Annotated in this window: 12 protein-coding genes; 3 read left to right on the forward strand and 9 right to left on the reverse strand. The window is 61.3% G+C overall.

Annotated features, from left to right (window positions below; translation table 11 throughout):
* Positions 1-110 precede the first annotated feature (110 nt).
* From dnaG to ACKLNI_RS17395, 9 genes are all read right to left on the reverse strand, one after another.
* Positions 111-2,060, reverse strand: coding sequence for a DNA primase (gene dnaG, locus ACKLNI_RS17355; RefSeq protein ID WP_413720350.1), 1,950 nt, complete (start codon positions 2,058-2,060; stop codon positions 111-113).
* 149 nt (positions 2,061-2,209) lie between these two features.
* Positions 2,210-2,752 carry a sarcosine oxidase subunit gamma gene (locus ACKLNI_RS17360; protein WP_413720351.1) on the reverse strand — a complete coding sequence of 181 codons (543 nt, stop codon included), beginning with the start codon at positions 2,750-2,752 and terminating at the stop codon, positions 2,210-2,212.
* On the reverse strand, positions 2,745-5,672 hold the full coding sequence (locus tag ACKLNI_RS17365) for a sarcosine oxidase subunit alpha family protein (protein ID WP_413720352.1): 2,928 nt from the start codon (positions 5,670-5,672) through the stop codon (positions 2,745-2,747). Before ACKLNI_RS17365 ends, ACKLNI_RS17360 begins: the two co-directional genes overlap by 8 nt.
* Positions 5,669-5,929 (reverse strand): sarcosine oxidase subunit delta, encoded by a 261-nt coding sequence (locus ACKLNI_RS17370; protein WP_413720353.1) that lies wholly within the window; start codon positions 5,927-5,929, stop codon positions 5,669-5,671. The genes ACKLNI_RS17365 and ACKLNI_RS17370 overlap by 4 nt, the downstream gene beginning before the upstream one ends.
* A 12-nt stretch (positions 5,930-5,941) precedes the next feature.
* Positions 5,942-7,195, reverse strand: a complete 1,254-nt coding sequence (locus ACKLNI_RS17375) for a sarcosine oxidase subunit beta family protein (protein ID WP_413720354.1) — start codon at positions 7,193-7,195, stop codon at positions 5,942-5,944.
* 138 nt (positions 7,196-7,333) lie between these two features.
* Positions 7,334-8,686, reverse strand: coding sequence for a pilus assembly protein TadG-related protein (locus tag ACKLNI_RS17380; protein WP_413720355.1), 1,353 nt, complete (start codon positions 8,684-8,686; stop codon positions 7,334-7,336).
* A 1-nt stretch (position 8,687) separates the two neighbouring features.
* Positions 8,688-9,065: a TadE/TadG family type IV pilus assembly protein gene (locus tag ACKLNI_RS17385; protein ID WP_413720356.1), complete on the reverse strand. Its 378-nt coding sequence runs from the start codon at positions 9,063-9,065 to the stop codon at positions 8,688-8,690.
* A gap of 52 nt (positions 9,066-9,117) precedes the next feature.
* A complete protein-coding gene (locus ACKLNI_RS17390; protein WP_413720357.1) occupies positions 9,118-9,537 on the reverse strand; it encodes a TadE/TadG family type IV pilus assembly protein in 420 nt (139 codons plus the stop codon).
* Between the two features lie 199 nt (positions 9,538-9,736).
* Positions 9,737-11,173 carry a Glu/Leu/Phe/Val family dehydrogenase gene (locus ACKLNI_RS17395; RefSeq protein WP_413720358.1) on the reverse strand — a complete coding sequence of 479 codons (1,437 nt, stop codon included), beginning with the start codon at positions 11,171-11,173 and terminating at the stop codon, positions 9,737-9,739.
* A 397-nt stretch (positions 11,174-11,570) separates the two neighbouring features.
* Here ACKLNI_RS17395 and ACKLNI_RS17400 point away from each other — a divergent pair, with 397 nt between their 5' ends.
* The 3 genes from ACKLNI_RS17400 to ACKLNI_RS17410 all read left to right on the forward strand — a co-directional run.
* Positions 11,571-13,307 (forward strand): pilus assembly protein TadG-related protein, encoded by a 1,737-nt coding sequence (locus ACKLNI_RS17400; RefSeq protein WP_413720359.1) that lies wholly within the window; start codon positions 11,571-11,573, stop codon positions 13,305-13,307.
* A gap of 5 nt (positions 13,308-13,312) precedes the next feature.
* Positions 13,313-14,239, forward strand: coding sequence for a TadE/TadG family type IV pilus assembly protein (locus ACKLNI_RS17405; RefSeq protein WP_413720360.1), 927 nt, complete (start codon positions 13,313-13,315; stop codon positions 14,237-14,239).
* An 11-nt stretch (positions 14,240-14,250) separates the two neighbouring features.
* Positions 14,251-14,517, forward strand: a 267-nt coding sequence (locus ACKLNI_RS17410; protein ID WP_413720361.1) for a TadE/TadG family type IV pilus assembly protein, incomplete at its 3' end; no start/stop codon positions are given.

Below are 14,517 nucleotides of genomic sequence, written 5' to 3' on the forward strand. Positions count from 1 at the left end.
CCGGCACTCCCGACAAAAAATACTGATTCGGCGTTAACGCGAATCATCTAGCGCGAATCAGAGAATCGCAACCCGCGCACCTGTTTTTTCTCACCAATCTGGCATGAAGGCTACGCGCCGCGCCCCCTGCCCTTGGAGTAGTCGATTCGGTCCAGAAGAGCGTCGAAGGCGCTTTTCTCGTCCCGCTTGACCCGTGCGCCGTTCGCTCCGAGGTCATATTCGGAGCGGTCCTCACGGCCGCTTTGCGACGATCTGTTGACCGCATCGGCGGCCTGCCCGAGACGCCATGTCAGGCCTTCGTCCGCGAGACCCTCGACATCGCGAAGCGCGTCCTCGATCTCGCGCCGTGCGCCGCGCCGGGCGGTCAGCTTGGCCAGCTCTTCGGCAACGCACATTGCAGCCATGTCGTCGGCAACCTCGTCTCGCAAGCCCGGTGATATTCGCACATGGCGCGGCGACATCAGCTTTTCAAGGGCGGCGGACCCGCAATTTCGTTCGATTTCTTCTGGTTTCAGACCATCCGAGGCGAGAAGCGCAAGGCGGACGGTTTCGTGTTCGGGCTGGGAGGTTTCGAGCCGTTCCAGGTCCGCGATGAAATCGTGGACAAGCGCCGGGCGGCGCACCAGCGTGGCGAGGATCACGGCCTCGCGCAGTTGTTCCTCGAATGGGGCACCGGCCGCAGCAAGGGCGCTGGCCTTGGTTTCGATCATGGGCCGCGCCGGCTCGCTGAAGCGGGCGCCCCGGGCACGAAACGGTGTGCCCCGTGCACGGTCGCGCGTACCGCCGAAAAGATCCTGGCGCAGGCGGTTCACCTCGTCGACGTAGTGCCGCCGCAGCGACGGATCGCGCACGCGCTTGATCGCCTCGCGCAGTGTCAGATCGAGGGTTGCCTTGCGCTCGGGACTGTCGAAGCTCTTGCCCTCGGTCTCGCGCCGCCAGAGCAGCTGAACAAGAGGAATGGAGGCATCGAGATGCTTCTGCATGGCGCTTGCCCCCTGCGCGCGGATCAGGTCATCGGGATCCAGCCCCTCGGGCATCAGGCAGAACCTCAGGGACTTTCCGGCCTCGATCAGGGGCAATGCCAGATCGACGACGCGCATCGCTGCCTTCAGCCCAGCCTTATCACCGTCGAGAGCGATGATCGGTTCGTCGTGCATCCGCCAAAGCAGTTGCAACTGCTCCTCGGTGACCGCCGTTCCAAGAGGCGCGACGGTGGCGCGAAACCCTGCCTCGGACAGGGCGATCACGTCCATATAGCCCTCTGCTACCAAAAGGGGCGCCCTGCCTGACGCCTCGCGGGCGGGACCGTGGTTGTAGAGACACCGGCCCTTGTCAAAAAGCTCGGTTTCGGGAGAATTCAGGTATTTGGAGCCTTCGTCGGGGTCCATCGCCCGTCCACCAAAGGCGATCGGGCGGCCCCGCACGTCGCGGATCGGGAAGATGATCCGGTTGCGGAACGTGTCGTAGGGCTTCTTTCCCTGTGAGGACGGCTTGGCGAGACCAGCGGCGAGTATCAGGTCGTCTGCAATGCCCTTGCCCGTCAGGTGATCCCAAAGCCCCTGCCAGCCCGGCGGTGCGAACCCGATGTCCCAACGCGCCTGCGCTTCTTCGGAAAGCCCCCTGACAGCGAGATAGTCGCGCGCCGCCCCCGCGGCGCCAGTCCGCAACTGGAGCCGGAAGAACTTGAGTGCCTCTTCCATGACCCCGATCAGCACCGTACGGCGGTCGGCCCGCTCCTGCGCCTTCGGATCGGCGGCGGGCATTTGCATGCCCGCCTCGCGGGCCAGGATCTCGACCGCTTCCATGAACGAGACGTTCTCGGTTTCCTGCACGAAGCTGAACAGGTCACCCTTGGCGTGGCAGCCGAAGCAGTAGTAGAAGCCTTTTCGGTCATCCACATGAAAAGACGCGCTTTTTTCCTGATGGAACGGGCAAGGCGCCCACATGTCTCCCTTGCCCTGATTGGACTTGCGCTGGTCCCACATAACTTTTCGGCCCGCGACGGCGGCCATCGAGGTGCGGGATTTCAGCTCGTCAAGGAATCCGGGTGGGATGCTCATGGAGCGAATATCGGGCCGGGGCGCTCAAGAGTCCAGATTGCGTCGGCGTCAAACTGCGAAGCGGGGGACGCTGTCCCCCGCACCCCCTGGGATATTTTCGGGCCGATAATGACCGATACGCGGGCTGAACGGCACAGGGCCGGCCCAGATCACGCTGTGCCTCGGAGCGCGGCACGGGCGGTGACACCTTTCATGGCGCGGGTGATCTCGTGGACGGCCGTGTGGGTCATGGAGCGGAACACCATGATCTCGTAGGTGTCGGAGCCGATTCTGGTCACGCTGGCGGTCATGTGACCAAGCATGGTGCGCGCGGTCGATGCTTCGGGGAAAGCGGTGTCGCGCAGGTCGAGCGGCGTCAGGCGGGCGAGAACAGCCCGCGCGTCCTCTCCGGTGAGCGTCAGAACCGTGAGGGCGGATGACTGGTCGGCCACCGCCGCGCCAGCCGGGGCAACCGGAGGACCAAGCACGAACGCCTGTCCGGGGCCGGCCCAGAGCGCGAGGTGATTGCCCTCGCCCGTCACCTGTCCCGGTTCGGGAAATCCGAGACCGATGGACTTGCCCACGGCTTCCGACTGTCCGTCGAATGGGGCAACCCACGTGATGGCCTCGTAGAGACGCTCTTCGAGGCGGCAGGTTCCGATCTCGCGGGGCAGCATCCCCTCGGCGGGTGTCTTCGCGATCAGCCTAGCCACGCATCCGCCCTCCTTCGGGGTCGTAAACAACCGGATCGGTGATTTCGACGGTCGTGTGCACATTGCGAAGATGGTCGACGAGTTTCAGCGTCTCGCCGATGCGGGCGCGTCCCGATTTCACGAAGGCAAGTCCCAGGTAGCTGTCGAAAGTCGGCGACCATCCCACCGAAGTGACATAGCCCTGATCGTTGTCCGGCGTTCTGGGATCGCCCTCGCGGAACAGGTGCGCGCCAGCGATCAGCTGTCGGGAGCTGCCTTTGGGACGGAGGCCGACAAGCTGTTCGCGGGCCTCGTCCAGCAAGCCGGGCCGGCGGGCGGCCGCCTTGCCGATGAAGTCCTTCTTCGTGGAGAGCATGCCCTGCATTCCGATGTCGAAGGCGGTGGTGCGGCCGTGGATCTCGGAATGCGTGATGAAGCCCTTCTCGATCCGGAGAACGTTGAGGGCCTCCATGCCATAAGGGCCGCCACCGAAGGTCTCGGCCTGCGCCACAAACAGGCGGAAGAGCGACTCGCCATAGGTCGAGGGCACCGCGATCTCGTAGCCGCGCTCACCCGAAAAGGAGATCCGAAACAGGCGTCCGGGGGTGCCGGAAACAGAGACCTCGCCGCAGGCCATGAAGGGAAACGAGGCATCATCAACCGATTGATCCACGATGGAATTCACCACATCCAGGGACTTCGGTCCGGCGACGGCGAATTGCGCCCATTGCTCGGTCACCGAGGTGAAGCGGACATCCAGATCGGGGCGGAGACATTGCGACACGAAGTCGAGATGCTGCATCACCTGCCCCGCCGCGGCTGTGGTCGTCGTCATCAGGAAGTGATGAGGTCCGAGACGCGCCGTGGTGCCGTCGTCCATCACATGGCCATCTTCGCGCAGCATCAGGCCATAGCGCACGCGGCCCTCTTTCAGCGTCGAGAAGGTGTTGGTGTAGACGAAATCGAGAAAAGCGGCGGCGTCCGGGCCCTGGATGTCGATCTTGCCGAGGGTCGAGACATCGGCAATGCCGACCGTTTCGCGCACCATGCGCACCTCGCGGTCGCAGGACTGGCGCCATGTCACTTCGCCCGGTTTCGGGAAGTAGGAGGGGCGGTACCAGAGCCCGGCCTCGATCATCGGTGCGCTTCTCTCGGTGCTGGCGGCGTGAGAGGTGGTGAAGCGCTGAGGCGCGAAGCCCTTGCCGGACGCGCCAGCTCCCATAGCGGCGATGCTGACCGGCACGTAGGGCGGACGGAATGTGGTTGTGCCGGTCTCGGGGATCGTGCGCCCCGTGGCGTCAGAGAGAACGGCAAGTGCAGTGACGTTGGAGCCCTTGCCCTGATCCGTCGCCATACCCTGGGTGGTGTAGCGCTTCATGTGCTCGACCGAGCGATAGTTCTCCTGCGCGGCCAGCTTCACGTCCTTGGTCGTGACGTCGTTCTGCATATCCAACCAGGCGCGGCCCGGTGTGTCGACGGCCCAGAGAGGCGTCAGGGCAAAGGCCCTGTCCTCGGCCTGCGGCACATCGGTTCTTTTCTTCTTGTATCCCAAAGCTTTGGCGGCTTCCCCTCCCGCCTTGGCGCCCTCGGCGAGGCAGGCCGCCGTGGAAAAGGAGCCGTTCGCCGCACCGGCGGCGATCATGCCGGGCACAGCGCCGTCGGCGGGAACAAAGGCGGCGACATCCTCGCGCCAGACAGGGCGGCCGTTCATGTGGCAGGTCAGGTGTACCGACGGGTTCCAACCGCCCGAGACCGCGAGTGCGTCGGCGCGGATCTCGCGGTTCGAGCCCTTGTGGCGGATCGTAATCTCGGTCAGGACGTGGCGGCCCTTGGTTCCGATCACCTCGGCGCCCGCAAAAAATGGCCAGTCGCCCTGCGGTTTGGCATCGGGGCGGCAATCGATCACGGCCGCGATCCGGACGCCAGCACTGTGAAGGTCGGCTGCCGTCCGATGCGCGTCGTCGTTATTGGCGAAGATCGCCACATCCTTTCCTGGCGCAACGCCCCAGCGGTTGAGATAGGCGCGAACGGCTCCCGCCTGCATGACGCCCGGACGGTCGTTCATCGGAAATGCGATGGTCCGCTCGAGAGCGCCTGTCGCCAGGACCGCGCGTTTGGCCGAGATACGCCAGAAGCACTCCGGCGGAGCGCTGGACGGTGCGTGATGGAGCGCAACACGTTCCAGCGCAGCAAAGGTGCCGCCATCGTAAGCACCTGTAATCGTGGTCCTTTCCATGATCCGGACATTCGGAAGCTCGGACAGTTTCGCCAGTACCGAACCGACCCATTGCGGACCCGGCATGCCCGCGACCTCTTCGTTTTCGGCCAGCAGGCGGCCCCCGGCACGATTGTCCTCCTCGGCGAGGATCACGTCTGCTCCCGCGCGGGCAGCGGCAAGTGCCGCCATCAGACCGGCAGGCCCGGCACCGATGACCAGCACATCGCAATGGGCGAAAGCGCGTTCGGAGGTGTCGGGCGCGTTCAGGCCGGACAGCGCGCCCAGACCTGCGGCGCGACGGATGATAGGTTCGTAGAGTTTTTCCCAGAACAGGCGCGGCCACATGAAGGTCTTGTAGTAGAATCCGGCTCCGAAGAATGGCGACAGAAGGTCGTTCACGGCCATTGCATCGTGCCTGAGGGACGGCCAGCGGTTCTGGCTTCGTACTTCGAGCCCATCGAAGACTTCCTGCATCGTGGCACGGGTGTTGGGACGCTGGTGGCGCCCGCGGCCGATGGTCATCAGCGCGTTCGGTTCGTCAGACCCGGCGGTCACAACACCGCGCGGCCTGTGGTATTTGAAAGACCGACCCATCAGGCGGATGCCCGCCCCGAGAAGGGCGGAAGCGACCGTATCACCACGGAAACCATCCACGCTTTCGCCGTCGAAGGTGAAGCGGACCGGGTGATCCCGGTCGACGAGGCCTTTGCCGTCGATCCTCATCGTTTCGCCTCGCGCGCAGGGGTCGTGGCATGGATCTCGTGGGTCACCGTGTGGCGGTCCACGACCATCCAGCCACCGCAGGGACCATGATACCAGAGATCGCGGGTGTCACCGGCCGGATTGTCGCGATTGTGCAAGTAATCGTCCCATTCCTGGGGATCGGCGCCCTCGGAAGGTCGCGAAAGGGCAAGGGCGTGACCGCGATAGGTGAACTCGCGCAGGTCCCTTTCGCCGCAATGGGGGCAGGTCAGACGCATCGGATCCCCCTCTCAGTGCAGGTTGTGCTGGGCACCGGTCCCCTCCTCGTCCATCAGGCCGTGGCCGGTGGCGAACCGGTCGAGGCGGAAGCGTCTGGCGGACTCAAACGGGCGATCCTGGGCGATGAGATGCGCGAAGGCGAAGCCGGAGCCCGGCACCGCCTTGAAGCCGCCGTAACACCAGCCGCAGTTCAGGTAGAGACCTTCGATATGGGTCTTGTCGATGATCGGCGAGCCGTCGGGCGACATGTCCATGATCCCGCCCCAAGAGCGCAGAACGCGGGCGTGGCCGATCATGGGCATCAGCGTCATCGCCGCCTCGACCACGTGTTCCGCCATCGGCAGGTTGCCGCGTTGGGCGTAGGAGGCGTAGAAGTCCAGATCGCCACCGAAGACAAGGCCGCCCTTGTCCGATTGGCTGATATAGAAATGGCCCATGCCGAAGGTGACGACCGTATCAAGGCAGGGCTTAAGCCCTTCGGTGACAAAGGCTTGCAGGATGTGGGACTCGATCGGAAGCCGCATCCCCGCCATCGCGGCCACCTGCCCCGAACGACCGGCGGCGGCCATTGCCACCTTTTTCGCCCGGATCGGGCCGCGCGTGGTCTGCACACCGGTGACGCGGCCGTTCTCGACATCGATACCGGTCACCTCGCATTGCTGGATCAGGTCGACGCCTCGCTGATCCGCGCCACGCGCAAAGCCCCAGGCCACGGCATCGTGGCGCGCCGTCCCGCCCCTTGGATGGTAGAGGCCGCCGTAGACGGGGAACCGGACGTTGTCGAAGTCGAGGAAGGGCAGCATTCTTCGCACGCCCTCGCGGTCGAGGAGAATGGCGTCGTCGCCCTGGTTGATCATCGAATTGCCGCGACGCGCCGAGTAGTCGCGCTGACCATCGGAATGGAACAGGTTGATGATGCCCCGCTGGGAATGCATCACGTTGAAGTTCAGACTGGCTTCAAGCCCCTCCCATAACTTCAGGGAATGGCTGTAGAATTCGGAGTTTCCCGGCAGGTTGTAATTGGCGCGGACAATGGTGGTGTTCCGGCCCACATTGCCGCCGCCCAAATACCCTTTTTCCAGAACCGCGATATTGGTCAGCCCATGTTCGCTGGCGAGGTAATAGGCGGTTGCCAGCCCGTGACCCCCGCCACCGATGATGACCGCATCATATTCCGCTTTCGGTTCAGGATCGCGCCAGACAGGTTTCCAGCCGGATTGACCGCGCAATCCTTCGCGAAACACCCGCCATCCTGAATACCGCATGATGCCATTCCCTTTCACAGCGATGGAAACAACGCCAGCAGCCAGTTGCAAAGCAGTTTTGCGACATTTTCGGGCGGAAACCGCAAAAAAGAGCCGGATCGGAAGATCCGGCCCTCAAAACCTTGTGTCCCGAAGAAGTTACTTCGCGAGGCGGAAGTACTCGGCAAGGAAGCTGTGCTCCATGCCCGAACCGCAGAACGAGAAGTTCATGTTCGAGGTCGAGTCGATACGCCCGCCGGCCACGATGGAGGCGCCCTGAAGACCGTTGGCGTTCGATGTGAATTCGACATCCCCGCCCGCGATGATCTGGCTGCCATAAAGCTCGATACCAGCCGAGAAATCGATGTCGCCCTTGGCGATGAACTGAACACCGCCGCCCGCGGCACACCCGTCATCTTCGCCCAGAACGATATTTGCGGGCGATTTGAATGCGTTGCCGCCGGCATAGGTCGTCAGGATCACCGTATCTTTGAACTTGAGGCCGCCGCTGACCTCGACCGGGCAGTCGGCGATGAGCACGATCCCGTCGAACACGCCGCTTCCCTTGTTCACAAGGTCGACCTTGTTGCAGGAAATCTTGTAGACCCGGCCCTTTTGCAGGTCACTCGGTTCGATGACGTATTTGTTGCCCTGGCGCAATGAAGGCATATCAACGTCGATCTGTATCACATTGAAGTTGTTTGTATAATCACGGGCGTATCGGCTGTGACGATCCTGCAAACCGGCCGCGATCAGATCGATGCGGTTGAGGATCTTGATGAACCACTTGCCTTCGCGCAGCGCGTCTTCCAGGCCTTCGTTCCTGTCCTCGCCGTTACCGGTGATGTTCACCACCATGTCGGTCGTGTCGGGCATGGACACGACGGTGCCGGACTCGAAGAAGTTGTTGTTGTTGATGGTGACGTGGCTGTTCGAGTGCAGGCAGAAGCCGTTGAAGTAGGAGTTGTTCGACTGGATATCGATAACGCTTTCTGCCACGAAACCTTCGATCAGGCAGGTGGGAATGAAGGTCTCGAACACGGCGGACGTGCGGACGTTCCAGTCCCATAGGCCGACGAATTGCAGCAGGAAGGTAGTGACCGGATTGCCGTTTCTGGTGAGCCGTTCGGTCGTGACCAGAACCGCGTTGCGGCTGTTTACGTCGGCGGTGAACTGTCCGGTCTCGCGGTCGTAGTCGCCGAAAGTGATGTTCTGCTGGGTCAGGACGTCGCCGAAAAGCTCTTGCGGCATGTTCTGAGCAGCAACGGCCAGCGCCTTGTCCTTGGCATCCTGCGCCGAGTGCCACTCGCGCTCGACAAGGGCAGCATGAGCGGCCGTATCTGCGGCAACCTGCAACTGCGTGCGGGCGGAAACGACATTGGCGACATCGATCGCGAGACCGCCGAGAATTGCGATGGCGGCCAGGAAGAAGATGTTCATGACCGTCAATCCGCCGTCTTCGGCGCGATTGAAACAGGTTGCAAAGCTACCGGCGGAACCGAAGAGAGCCATCTCAGAACTCCTGAACCATTTGAGAGACCACCTGCATTTCGAACGAGCTGAACGAGGTGAAGAAACCCACTGCATCCAGATCCGCAGCGGGAAGGCTGATGACGGTTGTGACGATGCCGTCATTGAAGACGGTCTGGGCGGAGGCGTTCGGACTGATGCGTTCCAGCGATGCCTCGATGAAGTCCGTCGCCTCGTCGGCGCTGGTGAACGCACCGGTCGAAAAGCCTCGGTTCGCATCCTGCGCGACCTGAAGCGCCTGTGCCTGGCCGTAGAAGATCAGCGCCGCGTCCGTGACCAGCGTCAGCAGAACGAAGAAGAACGGCACCCATAGCACCGCTTCCACGGTGACTGCGCCGTCTTCACGCCGAAAGCGCCGCATCGCGGCGCCAATCAGCGATTGTTTTTTCAGGGATTTCCCGACCACCATGGATTCAACTTTCGATGACGTGCTGCGCCGACACAGTCACGCGGATACTCGTGAATTTCGAAATCAGGCCGACGGCCATGATATCGGCCGCGGGGATCGTCGCGACCGTGGAGATGAGTCCGTTCGTGGTGTCGATGGTGGCGTCGACCTCTGCGTTGGCGCTGAGATGCGAAAGCACCGCTTCGCCACGCTCTTCGACCTCTTCCTCGGTGACGTAGAAACCGGAGGATGCAAGGCGATTGAGATCCTGAATCGCGCGCTGCGCCTGCGCCTGCCCATTGAACATGAGGGATGCGTCAACGATCAGGGTGAGAAAGAATGCATAAACGGGGAGCCAGAGCACCCCCTCGACGGTGACGGCACCTTCATCGTCGCCGAAGAAAGCCGTCACGCGCCGCGTCACTGATCCCTGCACCAAACTCATAACCACGAACTCGTTAAATTTCACAGGTTTGATATAGCACCAGGATTTTGGCGGAATTCAGGGGGCTTTAAGATGTTTTTGGTAAAAAAAATGGCGCTAGTTCAGGCACTTCACTGGCAACTGTTCTTGCAGAGATCTCAATCCCGGAAATACCCGAGGTTTGTTTCCGATACCCGGTCTTTAAAGCGGCCAAGCCGCGTCAAAGACCCTTTGCGCGATAACTGGCGGCAACCCGTTCGATAGCGACGATATAAGCAGCTGTCCTCAAGTCGGTGACGTCATCGCGTGAGCGCCACTTGGCGTGCATCGCCTGGTAGGCGCCGCGCATCGTGTCGTCGAGACCAGAGCGCACCAGCTCCAACTCGCCCGCTCCGCGCAGGTATTGCTCCTTGAAACCGGGCGACAGAGTCCAGCCGACACCGGTGTCGCGCGACAGCCGCTCCAGTTCATCCACGATAAGCTGGTGACGCGACTCTTCCTGCCGGCGCTGCATGCGGCCGAAACGGATGTGGCTTAGGTTTTTCACCCATTCGAAATACGACACCGTCACACCGCCGGCGTTTGCATACATATCAGGAATGATCACCGTTCCCTTCTTGCGCAACACCTCGTCCGCACCCGCCGTGACCGGACCATTCGCGGCCTCGATGATGAGCGGAGCCTTGATACGATCCGCGTTCGAAATATTGATCACCCCTTCGAGCGCGGCCGGAATCAGGATATCGCAGGGATGTTCCAGCAGAACGGCCCCGGCCTCGATCCGTTGCGCGTTCGGATACCCGGTCACGCCGCCGTGCTGGACGATCCAGTTCCGAACTTCCTCGATGTTCAGGCCATCCTCGTCGAGAAGGGCCCCGTCCCGCTCGATCACTCCGATGATCCTCGCGCCATCCTCTTCGGAAAGGAACTTGGCGGCATGGTAGCCGACGTTGCCCAGCCCCTGCACGATCACCTTTTTTCCGTCCAGGGTCCCGGAGAGGCCCGCCTCGGCCAAATCGTCCGGGTGGCGGAAGAATTCCTGCAAAGCGTACTGAACGCCCCTGCCCGTCGCCTCGACCCGGCCCTGGATACCGCCCGCGTTCACAGGCTTTCCCGTCACGCAGGCGCGCGCGTTGATATCGGTTGTGTTCATCCTGGCATATTGGTCTGCGATCCAGGCCATCTCGCGCTCGCCGGTTCCCATGTCGGGAGCCGGGACGTTCTGGCTGGGATTGATCAGGTCGCGTTTCGCCAGCTCATAGGCGAAGCGGCGCGTGATGCGCTCCAGTTCGTCCTCGTCGTACTCCCGCGGATCGATGCACAGGCCCCCCTTGGAACCGCCGAACGGCGTTTCGACAAGCGCGCATTTGTAGGTCATCAGAGCCGCAAGCGCCTCGACCTCGTCCTGGTTTACGCCAAGAGAGTATCGAATGCCGCCCTTCACAGGCTCCATATGTTCGGAATGGACCGAGCGGTAACCGGTAAAGGTGTGGATCTGCCCACGCAACTTGACGCCGAAGCGCACGGTGTAAGTCGAGTTGCAGACCCTGATCTTGTCTTCAAGCCCCGGAGGCAAGTCCATCAGCGCGACAGCGCGGTTGAACATGAGATCGACGCTTTCGCGGAAAGACGGTTCTTTGACTGGCGCTCCGTCCATGAATTTCCTCCCTGAAGTCCTTGCCGAATCGCTCGATTGCCAGGTTATTTTCCCGGCCTTTCGGGAACCCTAACACGCGCGGAAGAGAGGTGCACGGGGGATGGCTCTTCACCGATCTTCCCTGCTTCACGATCAATCGAAGCGGCAAATCGGGATTGTTTGCGCTTTTTTGTCAACGGACCCAGAAAATCCGATTTGCCGACCTGATTTCGGACACAAATCTAATTCAAAGTAAGTTTGTAGTTTGTTTGCGTGAATGTCTTCGAGTTAAGATACGCGCATAGTTAGTGAGTGTTGTCCAATGCGGACGTTTATCGATTGCAGGATTTCCAGCGCGCCTCGGCTGCGATCTGTTTGGGCTCGGGAAGAGTCCTTTCGCTCTGGTGAAGCCGGCTCATTGACTATCTTCAGCCTCTTCCTGTTCGTGATACTTCTTATGGTCGCCGGCATGGCTGTGGACATGGTGCACCAGGAACAGCGCCGCGTCGCCATGCAAAACGCCGTCGACAGCGCAGTTCTTGCTTCGACCAGCCTCACCCAGACACTGGACCAGGAAGCGCTGGTCAAAGACTATGTCGCGAAGGCAGGCTTCGATCCCGACTCCGTGGCAGTCACGACGGTCAACGAGCACGCCGGCAACGGAATTGGTCTGGTCAGCCGGCAGGTTTCCGTCATTTCGGACGTTTCCACGGATACAATGTTCATGGGCCTGATGGGGTTCTCAAGCCTTTCCAGCCCGGCAGACAGCTCGGCAATTGAATCCAGCGAGAATGTCGAGATCTCGCTTATCCTTGACATCTCCGACTCGATGAACTGGGCAAGCGCCGATCCGTCCAAGTCGAAGATTTCCGCCCTTCAGGAAGCTGCAAAGACATTCGTCGATGCGGTATTTGCGACCAACGATCCGCAACGCGTCTCGATCAGTATCATCCCCTACAACCACCAAGTTTATGCCTCGCAGGAACTTTTGTCTCGCCTGCCGCTCAACGACGCGACCACCCCGGTGACAGCTCCGGCCACGTATCCGGGTTCGCTGACCAGCTACCAGGTCGGCGACCTGGAAGCGCCCTGCCTCATTTTCGATGACGCGGACTTCCAGACGCTCTCCCTTGGTGCAAGCGGAGGGTTTGACCGGTCAAGCAGCTTTCTGTCGGACAACTACCACTGGGGAATGAACGGCCTTGTGCAACAGCAATACGAGGCGCCTTACGAATGGGCGAAGTGGTGCGGCGACCATTACGCAAAGATCCTCCCGTTCTCGAATGACCCCGTCGCACTGAAGACCCATATCGATAGCCTTGAGGCGCAAGGCGCCACGGCCATCAACCTTGCCATGAATTGGGGCCTTGGCCTTCTGGACAACAGCATGCAGGGCGTTGTGACGGACATGATTGCCGCCAATGAACTGTCGGCGGATGTTGCTGGCCGCCCATTCGCCTACAATGCGCCATCCACCCACAAATTCGTCATCCTCATGACGGACGGAGCGAACACCAACCAGCGGGACATGAAACCGGAGTTCAAGGAAGGTCCGACGCGTGCCTGGTATGCGCCTTCGGCCGCCACGGGCACGGTAAGCTACGATGATACGCAGGTCACCACGGACCAGGACGGAAACCAGGTGACCACGGTCACGCCGGTGACTCGCGACAAGAACAGCTATGACAGCTACTTCGTTCTTATGCCGAACAATCCCGCGGACCAGCGCTGGTACGTGCCGGGCTCTCCCTGGACCACTGCAGACGACCAGTACGTGCCCGAAACCGATCTGCCTGCCGATGCCATGCAGCTTGACTATCACGAGCTTTACAACCGCTTCGGCGTAAGGTCGGCTGCCCGGTTCCTGTTCCAACATTCGGACTTCGCCGCCTACTCGGCCCATTTCAACGGGATGATGGATGCCGGCGGTTGGGGCGTGGCGGACACGCGGCTGGATCAGCTGTGCACCGAGGCCAAGACACGAAGCACCGTCAAGGTCTTCTCCGTCGCCTTCGAAGCGCCTGCCAGTGGCCAGACCGCCCTTCAAAACTGCGCCTATGCACCAGGATATTATTTCGACGTCGACGGTACAGATATCAAAACTGCCTTCCAGTCGATCGCAAGTCAGATCGCTGTTCTCAGGCTCAAGGAGTAAATACTGTGAATTGTTTTGTTAAAAAGTTACGCAAGTTCGCAAATAAGCAAGATGGAAACGCCACGATCGAATTCGTGATCCTGTTTCCGGGCATCATGTTCCTGTTCCTGGTCGGCTTCGAGGCAGGCTACTATATGGTTCGCAACGCCTCTCTGGAGCGCGCGGTGGATATCAGCGTACGTGACGTGCGTCTGAGCAACGGCCAGATACCGAACCTGGATCAGTTCAAGCAGAACCTTTGCGCACAGGCCAACATTCTGGAGAACTGCGAAGGCTCCGTGAAAGTCGACGTGGAGCCGATCGCAAAAGGTTCCGGCGGTATCGCCGCCGTGGCGAATGGCCCGGTGCGTTGCGTGGACAAGGCTGCTCCGGCCAACAGGCCAGCCAACGACATCTACGACGTCGGTGCCGAAAACCAGATGATGGTTATGCGCGTCTGCCTGTTGAGCCAACCGATGTTCCCGACAACCGGTCTGGGCGTCGGAATGAAAATCGACACGGATGGCAACTACGCGATCGTGGCGACGACGGCATTCGTGAACGAGCCTGGCGCACGTGATCTGTGCGGCACCGGCAATGGCGTTGGCTGCGGCACCGGCTATGGCGGCGGCAATGGCAACAACATGGGTGTCGGCGCGACGAACGGCCTTGGCATCGGGGGCGACCCGTCCACCAACTCTGGTGATGGCAATGGAAATTCGTCCGCCACCAATGGGGACTCCGGAACCAGCAACGGTAACGGCGCTTCGACCAGCAGTGGCAACCAGGGCAACGGCAATGGGAATGTCACGACTGGCACAAGTGGCTCTACCGGAACCACCGGCGGCACCACGATCAGTACGAACAACGGGAACGGGAACGGCAACAGCAACGGCAATGGGAACGGCAACGGGGGTACCTGTGACCCCGCAAACGATCCCAACTGCATTTGATGGAGCACCACATGATCCAACGCATGTACAAGTACTTCCGCCGCTCTGAGGATGGCAGCCTCTCGATCGAGACGGTCTTTGCCCTTCCGATGCTGGTCTGGGCCATCACCGCGACCTTCGTCTTCTGGGACGCGTTTAAGACGCTGAACGTCAGCCAGAAGGCCACCTACACGGTCGCCGACATGCTGTCGCGCGAGACCCAGGCGATCAATGCCGACTATCTGACCGGCATGCACGAGCTGTTCGACTACCTGTCTTCCTCGCCCGGCGACAACGCG

This window comes from Silicimonas lutimaris, from assembly GCF_047314965.1.
In the GTDB taxonomy this organism is placed as follows: Bacteria; Pseudomonadota; Alphaproteobacteria; order Rhodobacterales; family Rhodobacteraceae; genus JAVJUV01.